Source organism: Oleiagrimonas sp. C23AA, assembly GCF_011759385.1.
In the GTDB taxonomy this organism is placed as follows: Bacteria; Pseudomonadota; Gammaproteobacteria; order Xanthomonadales; family Rhodanobacteraceae; genus Oleiagrimonas.
Window position 1 is genome coordinate 234,733 of record NZ_JAARLY010000004.1, and the last position, 12,132, is coordinate 246,864.

The 12,132-nt window shown below is 66.9% G+C and carries 7 protein-coding genes; 4 read left to right on the forward strand and 3 right to left on the reverse strand.

Going from position 1 to position 12,132, the window contains the following annotated elements; translation table 11 throughout:
• The first annotated feature begins 56 nt into the window (after positions 1-56).
• Positions 57-2,027 carry a CocE/NonD family hydrolase gene (locus HBF24_RS08890; protein WP_167172005.1) on the forward strand — a complete coding sequence of 657 codons (1,971 nt, stop codon included), beginning with the start codon at positions 57-59 and terminating at the stop codon, positions 2,025-2,027.
• Positions 2,027-4,924 (forward strand): beta-galactosidase, encoded by a 2,898-nt coding sequence (locus HBF24_RS08895; protein WP_167172008.1) that lies wholly within the window; start codon positions 2,027-2,029, stop codon positions 4,922-4,924. The genes HBF24_RS08890 and HBF24_RS08895 overlap by 1 nt, the downstream gene beginning before the upstream one ends.
• A 368-nt stretch (positions 4,925-5,292) precedes the next feature.
• Here HBF24_RS08895 and HBF24_RS08900 read toward each other — a convergent pair whose 3' ends face one another.
• On the reverse strand, positions 5,293-9,843 hold the full coding sequence (locus HBF24_RS08900; protein WP_167172011.1) for a DEAD/DEAH box helicase: 4,551 nt from the start codon (positions 9,841-9,843) through the stop codon (positions 5,293-5,295).
• Between the two features lie 312 nt (positions 9,844-10,155).
• Between HBF24_RS08900 and HBF24_RS08905 the strand changes: the two genes are divergently transcribed.
• Complete coding sequence (locus HBF24_RS08905) at positions 10,156-10,506, forward strand: BON domain-containing protein (protein ID WP_167172013.1); 351 nt, start codon at positions 10,156-10,158, stop codon at positions 10,504-10,506.
• A gap of 118 nt (positions 10,507-10,624) precedes the next feature.
• Complete coding sequence (locus HBF24_RS08910) at positions 10,625-10,771, forward strand: DUF3309 family protein (RefSeq protein ID WP_167172016.1); 147 nt, start codon at positions 10,625-10,627, stop codon at positions 10,769-10,771.
• Positions 10,772-10,836: 65 nt separating this feature from the next.
• Here the strand turns inward: HBF24_RS08910 and HBF24_RS08915 are convergent, their stop codons facing one another.
• Together HBF24_RS08915 and HBF24_RS08920 are read right to left on the reverse strand one after the other, a co-directional pair.
• On the reverse strand, positions 10,837-11,010 hold the full coding sequence (locus HBF24_RS08915) for a hypothetical protein (protein WP_167172018.1): 174 nt from the start codon (positions 11,008-11,010) through the stop codon (positions 10,837-10,839).
• Between the two features lie 39 nt (positions 11,011-11,049).
• The gene (locus HBF24_RS08920) at positions 11,050-12,039 is read right to left on the reverse strand and encodes an LLM class flavin-dependent oxidoreductase (RefSeq protein ID WP_167172021.1); all 990 of its coding nucleotides are present in this window, start codon (positions 12,037-12,039) and stop codon (positions 11,050-11,052) included.
• Between the last annotated feature and the right edge of the window lie 93 nt (positions 12,040-12,132).

Here is a 12,132-nt window from a genome sequence, read left to right on the forward strand (position 1 = left end):
TATCGTCCATATGGCGGTGCGGCTTCGGCCGCACCTTCGATGCAAGAGGAGCTAGCATGCCCCCTTTCGTCCGCTCACTCACCGCCGCGCTGCTGGTCGCCTGCACCGGTGCGCTGGCCGCGCCGGTCGCCGCGCAAAGCCAGTACGCTTCGCTGCCCAACGAAACCCCGGCGCATTTCCACGCCGTGCGCCACGATCAATATATCCGCCGCAGCGTCGACATACCGATGCGCGACGGTACCAAATTGCATGCATCGATCATGATCCCGAAGGGTGTCACGCGTGCCGGCATCGTGCTGACGATGACACCCTACAACGCCGAGAGCATGACCCATCGTGCCGACAGTCCACATCTGGGGCCGGTGATCAACGGCTACGACACGCCGGCCGACATCGTCGTCGAGGACGGCTATATCCGCGTCGTCGTCGACGTGCGCGGCAAGTACGGCTCGGCTGGCGACTTCGTCATGAACCGGCCGCTGCGCGGGCCGCTCAACCACACCCCGGTGGACGATGCCACCGACATCGACGACACCGTCGCCTGGCTGGTCAAGCATATTCCGCAGAGCAACGGCAAAGTCGGCATCGTCGGTATCTCCTACGACGGCTACGAAGCGCTCATGGCCATGGTGCACCCGAATCCGGCACTGAAGGTGACGGTGCCGATCAATCCCATGGTCGATGGCTGGATGGGCGACGACTGGTTCCACAAGGGTGCTTTCCGCGAGCAGATGATCCCTTATATCTACGGCCAGGAAGCCGGGCGCCGCAGTCAGTATCCGTGGTGGTCGGGCTACCGCGACGACTACGACCTGTATCTCAAGGCCGGTTCCGCCGGCGCGCTGGCCAAGGCGCGCGGCATGGACCAGCTCGGCTTCTGGCGCAAGCTGGTGCAGCATCCCGCCTACGACAGCTTCTGGCAGGACCAGGCCGTCGACAAGCTGCTGGCCAGACAGCCGGTGACCATCCCCACCCTGCTGGTGCAAAGCCTGTGGGACGAGGAGGACATCTACGGCGCCATGGCCGTGTACCGGGCACTGGCCGACAAGCCGTCGGCCAAGGGCAGACTGTTCCTGGCGATCGGGCCCTGGCGCCATGCCAAGACCTGGGACACCGCCTCGGACATCGGCAAGATCGACCTGGACATGGACACCGCCAAGTGGTTCCGCCAGCACGTGCTGCGGCCGTTCCTGGCGCAGTATCTGAAGGACGGTGCGCCGCCGGCGCATGTGGCGCCGGTCACCGCCTTTGTCACCGGCGTCAATCACTGGGAGCGGCTCTCGCACTGGCCCGAAGGCTGCGGCGGTACCTGCACGCCGACCATGAAACCGCTGTATCTGCATGCCGACGGCGGCCTCGGCTTCGCGCCGCCGAAGGGCGGCAAGCACGACAGCGACAGCTACGTGTCCGATCCGGCCAAGCCGGTGCCCTACCGCATCCGCCCGATCCAGCCGTGGAGCCATGGCCGTCCCGACCAGGTCGACAGCTGGCCCGAATGGCTGGTCGACGACCAGCGCCAGTTCGCCACCCGCACCGACGTGCTGAGCTACGAGACGGCGCCGCTCAAGCAGCCGCTGATGATCGCCGGCCGGCCCGAGGTGCATCTGAGCGCGGCCACCAGTGGCACCGACAGCGACTGGGTGGTGAAGTTGATCGACGTGTACCCGGATGAGGTGCGCGTGAAGCCGTCGATGGGCGGCTATGAGCTGGGCGTGGCCATGGACATTTTCCGCGGCCGCTACCGCACCGGCTACGACGACCCGCAGCCGCTCACGCCGGACACGCCGCTGCCCTACCACTTCCACCTGCCGACCACCAACCACGTGTTCAGGAAGGGGCACCGCATCATGGTGCAGATCCAGTCGAGCTGGTTCCCGCTGTACGACCGCAATCCGCAGAGCTTCGTCAAGAACATCTTCCTGGCCCGGCCCGGGGACTACAAGAAGGCCACTCAGACCATCTATCACGCGCCGGGCAAGGCCAGCTACATCGACCTGCCGGTGGTGCCGGCGCGGAGCGGCGACTGATGCGCCGGGTCGTGTCGAGCCTGCTGATGGCCGCCGTGCTTGCCATGCCGACGGCATGGCCGGCGCCTGCGGCGGCCGCCGGGCATCACCGCATCGGCTACGACCACTATTCGCTGAAGATCGACGGCAAACGGCTGTACATGTGGTCGGGCTCGTTCCACTACTGGCGCCTGCCCAGTCCGGACCTGTGGCTGGACGTGCTCGAAAAGATGAAGGCCGGCGGCTACAACGCCGTGGAGATCTACTTCAACTGGGCGTACCACTCGCCACGCCGCGGCGTCTACGACTTCCACGGCATCCGCAATGTCGACCGTCTGCTGGACATGGCGGCCAAGGTCGGCATCTACGTGATCGCGCGACCCGGCCCCTACATCAACGCCGAGACCGATGGTGGCGGCCTGCCGGCCTGGCTGGCCACCGAGGCCGGCAGGCCGCGCTCGCCGGCGCCGGACTATACCGCCGCCTACCGCCAATGGCTGCGCCACATCGATCCGATCATCGCCCGCCACCAGCTCAGCAACGGCACCGGCACGGTGATCCTGTACCAGGTGGAAAACGAGTTGTGGAACCACTCGCCCGAGAATCATCGCTACATGCGTGCGATCGAGCGCCAGGCGCGTGCCGACGGCATCACCGTGCCGTTGATGGGCAACCACAATGCCGGTTTCCAGGGCGGCATCGGCGCGGTCGAACTGCCCGGCTACGATTCGTATCCGCTGGGCTTCGACTGCAGCCATCCCGGGCGCTGGAAGGGCTTCTACGCCTACCATGATGAGCGCCAGGCGCTGACCAAATCACCGCTGTTCTTCCCCGAATATCAGGGCGGTGCCTTCGATACCTGGGGCGGCGCCGGCTATGCGGCCTGCCGCAAGCTGACCGGCCCGGCCTTCGAACGCGTGTTCTATGAGTCCAATATCGCCGCCGGCTCGACCATGCAGAACTTCTACATGACCTACGGCGGCAGCAACTGGGGCTGGTTGGCCTCACCCGGCGTGTACAGCTCCTACGACTACGGCGCGGCGATCACCGAAGCGCGCCGGCTGACGCCCAAGTACGCGCAGCAGAAACTGATCGGCACCCTGCTGGCCTCGGTACCGGCGATCGACAAGACCGACGTGTTCACCACGCCGGCGCCGGACAACACGGCACTGCAGGTGGTCGGCCGCGTCAATCCCGACAACGGCACGCGCTTCTACTTCCTGCGCCATGCCGACGTCACCTCGCGCAGCGACGAGTTCACGCACCTGCGCGTGCAGGTGGCCGATGCACCGGGTGCGGCCACGCATGCGCTGCGCATTCCGCAGCAGGCCGGCAGCACGCTGCGTATCCATGGCCGCGACGCCAAGATCCTGCTGGCCGACTATCGCTTCGGTCGCCAATACCTGGTCTATTCGACCTCCGATTGGCTCACCAGCGTAACGGCCGACGGGCGCGATATTGCCGTGCTCTACGGCCGCAAGGGTGAAGCTGGGGAGACGGTGCTGCATGTGGCCCGGCGCCCGCAGGTGCACGTACTCGACGGTCAGGTTTCATCGCACTGGGACGCCCACCTCCACAGCCTGCGTCTGGATTACCGGCATGGCCAGCTGGCCCGTGTCCTGGTCGATGGCGGCCGTCGTCCGCTGCTGCTGTTGATCGGCGACAACGCCGTTGCGGAACGTTTCTGGCGCGTCGACACTGCGCATGGCCCGTTGCTGGTGCGCGGTGCCTACCTGCTGCGTTCGGCGCGGGTCACGGGCGATGAGATCGCACTGCGCGGCGATACCACGGCGCCCGGCCCTGTCGAGGTGTTTGCACCGCAAGGCGTCCATGACCTGCGCTGGAACGGGCGGGCCATTGCCACGCAGGCGACGGCATCGCACAGCCTGACGGCGAGCCTGCCAGGACCGCGGCCGGTCACGCTGCCCACACTCGCGCATTGGCGCATGCACGCCGGCGCGCCCGAGATCGCGCCCGGATTCGATGACAGCCGCTGGCGGCGCACCGACCTCAAGCACACCGGCAACCCGTTCTGGGACGGACGCCTGCCGATCCTCAACGCCGACGCCTACGGCTTCCACCACGGCAACGTCTGGTACCGCGGCCGCTTCACCGCCACCGGCAGCGAGCGCAACCTCCTGCTCGATGCCCATACCGGTATCCACGACGGCAACCATGGCGTGCTCAGCGTGTGGCTCAATGGCCACTGGCTGGGCACGCGCTCGGGCGGCGAACGCAAGTTCGTCATCGCACCGGACCAGCTCAAGGTCGGTCAGGACAACGTGCTGTCGGTACTGGTCTCCAACATGGGCCACAACCAGGAAGGACACAGCGGCGACTCGCAGGAACCGCGCGGCCTGACGGCGGCCACGCTGACCGGCGCGCTGACGCCGATCCGCTGGCGCATCCAGGGCGCGCGCGGCGGCGAGACGCCGCCGAACCTGGTGCGCGGGCCGATGAACAACGGCGGCCTGTACGGCGAGCGCGCGGGCTGGTCGCTGCCGGGCTATCCGGATGCGCACTGGGCATCGGTCAAACTGCCGCAGAAGGTCGCCACGCCGGGCGTGGTCTGGTACCGCACCAGCGCCACCCTGGACCTGCCGGCAGATCAGGACTTACCGGTGGCGGTGAAGATCAGCGACACACCAGATCGGCATTACCGCGCACTGATCTTCGTCAACGGCTGGCAAGTCGGCCGATACATCAACGACACCGGGCCGCAGCACGTGTTTCCTGTGCCCACCGGCATTCTCGATCCGCGGGGCCGCAACAGCATAGCCATCGCGGTGTGGAATACCGCGGAGCGGGGCGGTCTGGGCAAGGTCTCGCTGGTGGCGCAGGGCAATACGCTGACCCCGCTGCGTGTGCATCTGAATGATTCGCCGGCCTTCAAACTTGGCAGTCGCAGGCAGCCATAAGTCGCGCAGCTTGAATTCTCGGTCATGTCGGCGAACGCCAGTTACGCACAAGGCGCGTGGAGCGATCGAAAGGGCGAGCGAAACGAATCTCTCGAGGGCTGAAAAGCCAAGGCGCTGGATCTCGGCTTGCGCCAGGTTGACGGCCAACAGCGCGGCTTCCTTCCGCTGTGTGTTTGTGGGCCAGACGGCTCGAACAACGTGCCGGGAATCTTGCTACGGTGCGCGGGCCGTTAGCACGTCTGGTCACGAGCTGCAGCGCTCTACAAGGATCGACCGGTGCCCGAGAGGGATGCGGTGCGCAGCGTCAGTGTGTCACCGCCTTGGTTATGCCATCGCGCGCTTGCGCGGCGACCGTCGCCTTTGGCCGCTCACACCCGAGCCGGTCCGAACGCAGCGGTTTCGCGCAGCAAGGCCATGCGCAGTTCGGCCTGTTCGGCCTCGTCCAGTTCGATGAGCGGCGTGAATTGACCGGCGATCTGCGCGGCCACCGGTACGCCGTCGCGAAAGGCGATGCGCGAGGTGGTCACGGCGGGTACTTTCTGGCCGGGCAGTACCGTGCCGACCAGGTTCAGCGGATCACTGCCGCTGATACAGATCACCTCACCATCGTGTTCGCGCCGACGCACTTGCCGCAGCAGTTCGATGGCTTCGGGCAGGGCAAACTGTTCGCCGACCAGGCCTTCGACGAAGCGGCCGCCGCGAATGTCGCCGCGCGCTTCCAGGCGGTGGTACACACGCAGCAGTTCGCGCCAGGGCGGCAGCCACGGCGCTTCACGTTCCAGCAGGCGCCAGCAGACCACGCCGTAGCGGCGCAGCAGGGTGCGCGCGATATGCTCCAGGCGTGCTTCGCGCTCGGCGTCATCGGCCTGCTGGCGAGGCGTGCGGATCAATGCCCAGCGTCCGGCGTCCTCGATGCCGCTGAGTGTGTGTCGGCGCAGGCGGCGCCGGCCCCGTTGCTCGCGCTTCGCGGCCGGCAGCAGCAGCGCGCGCAGGCCGGCAAAGCTGTCGGCGTGTATGCGTCCGGCGGCGACCAGTTCGCCCAGCGCCTCTTCCAGCTCCACGCGCAGCAAGCGCGCCTCGTCGGTGAGTTCATCGAAGAACAGCGCACCGTGATCGTGCAGCGCTTCCAGCACCGCTTCGGCGCGCGAGGACACCGGCACCGGCGCCTCGCCACGGGCCGCCAGCGTGGTCCACTCCTTGAGCTGGCGACGCGGCAACAGCACGATCGGCGAGCTTTTCACCGGGCCGGCCTTGTGTACGCGCTCGCCGTCGTGACTGGGCCCGCGCAGGCGTGTCCAGACGATGCGTCCGGCGCGGCACAGATCATCCAGCCAGGCGATGGTGTAGTCGTCCACGCGCGCCGGCAGCAGTTCCGCCTCCCAAGCGCCGGCAGCGGCCTCGTAGCCTTCCAGTTGCGCCAGCACCGCCGCCAATGCATCCGGACCGGACACACGGGCATGGCGGGAAAGGTGCTGCCAGTCGAACAGGAAGCGCAGAAAGTCGCGCCGCTTCACCGGCTCGATCTCGCGGCGCAGGCGGCCGATGGTGTAGCGATGGATACGCGCCAGCAGGTGCCGCTCGCACCACTCGCCGCCGTCGCGGCCGGTGAACTGGCCTTGCATGACGTAGCCTTCGCCCTGCAAGGCGGCCAGCGCGATGGCAAGGTCCGCATCGCCCACGCCCAGCATCCTGGCCAGGTCGATGTCGCGCGTCGGACCCAGCCCGGTCAGGCGCGCGCGCAGCAGTTCGACCAATGCCTTGTCCGCTTCCCAGGCTTCATCGAAGCGTTTGGGCACCTGCACCTTGGGCGTGTGTTCGGCGTCGGCGTGGATGGCCTGCCACTGCGGCAGGCGTTCGGTGGCGCTCCAGACTTGCCAGGGGCTGCCGTCGGCGCGTGTATCGGACAGCCGCGTGGCGCGACCATCGCGCGCCAGGCGCGCCAGATCATCGGCCCAGCCCGGGTTGGCTTCCACGTCTTCCCGTGTGACCCCGCCCAGCCCCATCAGTGCTTCGTGCATCTCGTCGGCATCGCGCACGATGGGCCAGGCCTCGGCGCGCACGGCGTCGATGGCGCCCGGATCGAGGGCGGAAAGGTCGTCGCCTTCGCCCCAGCGGCGCGTCTGCACCGCTTGGGTGCGGCGTTCCTCCAGTGGTGCATCATCCAGAAACGCATACGGCGCAGCGTTCAGAATGCCGGCCGCCAGCGGTGACGGCGTGGGCAGGTCGCAGGCCACAAAGCGCAGCTCGCCGGCCTCGTGTCGGCGCAGCAGCGCCAGCAGGCCGTCGATGTCCATGGCTTCGCGCAGGCAGTCGTACAGCGTCTGCGTGACCAGTGGGTGATCGGGAATCTGCCGCTCACCGACGATGTTTTCCAGGCAGGCGACCTGATCAGGGAACACCGTGGCCAGCAGATCTTCGCTCTTCATGCGCTGCAACTGTGGCGGTACGCGCTTGCCGCCGGCCATGCGCGGCAGCGCCAGCGCGGTGACCGCGTTCCAGCGCCAGCGGATCGGGAACAGCGGCGCATCCAGCAGGGCCTGGGTCAGCACGTGCTCGGCGCTGTTGGAGTGCAGGTAGTCGGCTACCTCGGTCAGCGCAAAGCTGTGCGCGGTCGACAGCGACAGGATGATGGCGTCCTCGGTGGCCGCGGCCTGCAATTCAAAGTTGAAACTGCGGCAAAAGCGCTTGCGCAGAGCCAGGCCCCAGGCGCGGTTGAGGCGGCTGCCGTAGGGCGAATGCACGATCAGCTGCATGCCGCCCGATTCATCGAAGAAGCGCTCGATGACCAGCGTATCCAGCGTCGGCAAGGTGCCCAGCGCGGCTTTGGCACCGGCCAGGTAGTCGATCAGCTGGCGTGCCGCGCCCTCGGGAAGATCGAGCGTGCGTATGGCCCAGGCACGCGCGCTGTCGCTGTCGCCGGTGTCCAGTTGCTGCTCGATCTCGCGGCGCAGGCGCGCCACGGCGAAGGACAGCTCATCCGTGCGGCCAGGGGCCTCGCCAATCCAGAACGGGATGCTCGGCGGCTGACCCTTGGCATCCTCCACGCGCACGCGGTCGCGCTCCACACGCAGGATGCGGTAGGACTGGTTGCCCAGCTGAAACACGTCGCCGGCCATGCTTTCGACGGCGAAATCCTCGTTCACCGAGCCGATGATCTGTGCCTGCGGTTCCAGTTCCACCAGATAATCGGCGGTGTCCGGGATGGTGCCGCCGGAGGTGAGCGCGGTCAGGCGTGCGTTGCGGCGCCCGCGCAGGCTGCGGTTGACTGCATCGTGGTGGATATAACCGGCGCGCTGGCCGCGGCGCGTGCTGAAGCCCTCGGCCAGCATGCTCAGCACGGCGTCGAAATCGGCGCGTGACAGCTGCGCGTAGGGCGCGGCGCCGCGCACCATGTCGTACAGCGCATCCTCGCTCCATTCGGCCACCGCCAGCTCGGCGACCAGCTGCTGTGCCAGCACATCCAGCGGTGCCGGCGGCACCTGCAAAGCGTCCAGTTCGCCACGGCGCACGGCATCGAGCAGCGCCGTGCACTCGACCAGCTCGTCGCGTGTGGTGGCGAATAGACGGCCCTTCGGCGTGCCGCCAACGCTGTGACCGGAGCGGCCCACGCGTTGCAGAAAGGCCGCGATCGAACGCGGCGAGCCCAACTGGCAGACCAGTTCCACATCGCCGATGTCGATGCCCAGTTCCAGCGAGGCGGTGGCCACCAGCACGCGCAATTGGCCGGCCTTGAGCCGCTTTTCGGCATCCAGCCGGTGTTCCTTGGACAGGCTGCCGTGGTGCGCCGCCACCGCCTGCTCGCCCAGGCGTTCGGACAACTGGCGCGCGGTACGCTCGGCCACGCGTCGCGTGTTCACGAACACCAGCGTGGTGTGGTGGGCCTCGACCAGGTTGGCGATGCGGTTGTAGATCAGTTCCCAGCCGTCATTGGACATTACCGCGTCCAATGGCAGCGGAGGCACTTCCAGCGCCAGATCGCGGGCACGCGTGTAGCCGATGTCGATCAGCGTGCAGCGGTCATCGCTCGCACTGTCGGTGCTCTGGCTATCGCCTCTATCGCCAGCGCGCCCGAACGCCGAGTCGCCCCGACTCCCTCCTCTGCGCGCAGGGGAGGGCTGGGGAGGGGTAAAGCCCTCGCCTCGGTCTTGGCTAATAGGCTCAGGCGCTGCCGCATCACCCCGCGCCGCGACGCCCGCATCGTTCAACGGCGCAGGGATCGCCGGGCCACTGCCGACCAGGAACTGCGCCACGCGCTCGATCGGCTTTTGCGTGGCCGACAGTCCAATACGTGTCAGCGGGCGCTGGCACAGCGCTTCCAGTCGTTGCAGGGTCAGCGCCAGATGGCTGCCACGCTTGGAGCCGGCCACGGCGTGGATTTCATCGACGATGACGCTGCGCGTGGTGGCCAGCGCAGCGCGGCCGGATTCGGAACCCAGCAACACGTACAGCGACTCGGGCGTGGTCACCAGAATCTGCGGCGGCCGCTTGCGCATGGCGTTGCGCTCAGCCTGTGAGGTATCGCCGGTGCGCACGCTGGTGCGGATGTCCACGTCCGGCAAACCCATGCGCGCCAGCTCCTCGCGGATGCCGGCCAGCGGTGCCTCCAGATTGACGTGGATATCGTTGGACAGCGCCTTCAGCGGCGAGACGTAGACCACATCCACCGCATCGGCAAGCCCACCGCCGTGAGCCAGGCCTTCGCGCACCAGCGCATCAATGGCGGTAAGGAAGGCGGTCAGCGTCTTGCCCGAGCCGGTGGGCGCGGCCACCAGGGTGTGTCGGCCCTGGGCAATAGCCGGCCAGGCGCGTGCTTGCGCCTCGGTCGGCGCCTCGAACTGACGGGCAAACCACGCCGCCACCGCCGGATGGAATCCGGCCAGCGCCGGATGCGGCGGACGGGGCGAGGAAGATTGATCCATGGCCACAAAGATGGGGCTGCCGGGCACGCGGAGCAAGCCAAGACGGTGCAGAGGTGAGCTTGCGAGCGGCGCCAAAAACGCGGTCAGCAAGGTGGATTCAATGTGAACTTTTATCTTCGCGATCTATGCATATCAATAGCTTGAGGCGCGAGTGTGGTTATTTTTTGATCACCTTCCGGCTTGCTGGCAGGCGTTGTCATGTATCTGCCGTTCACGATTCGGCTGCTGTCATCGACACCCAAGACGGCGCGGCAATCCAGCCCGTCGACCCGATCCCCCGGAACTCCGGGAATGCACGAAGGAGGAACACTCATGAAGACTTCGATTCGCAAGAGCCTGATCGCTACCGGTCTGATCGCTGCCCTGGGCGGCCTGGGCATGGGCCAGGCCATGGCTTTCGAAGGTGCGGGCATGACCACGCACAACGAGAACATGAGTCAGGCCACGCATGACACCTGGATCACCACCAAGGTGAAGTCCGAATTTGCCACCACCAAGGGCGTGCCGGCCACCGACATCTCGGTGACCACCAAGCACGGTGTGGTCATCCTCTCGGGCACGGTCAAGTCCGATGCGCAGAAGCAGACCGCTGAAATGGTGGCCAAGAAGGTCAAGGGCGTCAAAAGCGTCGAGGACAGCGGCCTGAAGGTCGTCGGCAGCTAAGTTCACTGCCACCCGCTGTTGCTGCGTTCAAACGGAACGGCCGCGGTATGTGATTCCCTCCCCCCTCACATGCCGCGGCCAATCCACGGTTTCGAACATTTAGCAGGAGTATCGCGCCATGCTTTGGTTACTGATTGCCATCATCATCCTGATCGCGGTGCTGCCTTCATGGCCATACAGCCGGGGCTGGGGCTATTACCCCACCGGCGGCCTGGGCCTCGTGGTGATCATTCTGATCCTGCTGCTTCTGTTCGGCATGATCTAGCCGAGCGCACCAGTGGTTTGATTTTTTTGATCCCCGTCTCCTTGTGAGGCGGGGATTTTTTATCCTCAGCGTGGGCGCCGGCGATGCTTGCGGTGCAGGTAAAGGCCCAGGCCGACGCCGGCGATGATGCCGACGGCAAGACCGATACCGGCGCCCCAGATGGCGCCGGCACGGCCATCGACAAGAAAGCCGACACCGAAGCCGGCGATGAACAGCACAATGATCGGAAGGCAACCCATGTGGCGCGGTTCCTTGGCGATTGAAACAGGTCGGCCAGTTTAATCGAGCGCGGCCAGCAGCTCGCCAACGCCGGTGAGCGAGGCCATGCGCGCGCCATGGTCGAAGATGTTGGCCGTCAGCATCACTTCGTCCGGGCGATGGCGCTCGATGAAGGCGGCCAGACCTTCGCGCACGGTTTGCGGGCCACCGATCACGGCGCAGCCCAGCGCGCGCTCCACGCCCAGCTTTTCGTGCGGCTGCCAGAACGACTCGATGTCGTCGATCGGCGGCGGCACCTTGCCCGGGCGGCCGCGGCGCAGATTGACGAAGGCCTGCTGCTGGGTGGTGAACAGGCGCCGCGCCTCGGCGTCGCTGTCGGCCAGCACCACGTTGAGGCCCAGCATGGCGTGCGGCGACGACAGGCGCGGCGACGGCTTGAAGTCGCGCCGATACAACTCCAGCGCCGCCTCCATGGCGTCGGGCGCAAAATGCGAGGCGAAGGCGAACGGCAGGCCCAGCGAAGCGGCCAGGCGCGCGCTGAAAGTGCTCGATCCCAGCAGCCACACCGGCACGCGCAGCCCCTCGCCCGGCACCGCACGCACGGCTTGCCCGGCGCGCGCCGGTTCGAAGTACTGCAGCAGTTCGACCACATCGTCGGGGAAGCGGTCGGCGCCTTCGAAGTAGCGCCGCAGGGCGTGCGCGGTGGTCTGGTCGGTGCCAGGGGCGCGTCCCAGTCCCAGGTCGATGCGATCCGGATACAGGCTTTCCAGCGTGCCGAACTGCTCGGCAATCTGCAGCGGCGAATGATTGGGCAGCATGATGCCGCCAGCGCCGACGCGAATGCGTGAGGTGCCACCGGCGATGTGGCCGATCAGCACCGAGGTTGCCGCGCTGGCGATGCCCGGCATGTTGTGGTGCTCGGCCAGCCAGTAACGCGTGTAGCCGACCTTCTCGGCCGCACGCGCCAGGTCCAGGCTGTTGGCGAACGACTGCGCGGGCGTGCTGCCCTCGGTGACCGGTGCCAGGTCGAGCACGGAATAGGCGGTCATGGTGCAAACTCCCGTCGTGTAAATACCAAACCAAACGGTTTACATGGGGACGCCAGCGCGTAGGCAAAGCCCCCGCCGCTACGACTTGCGTCT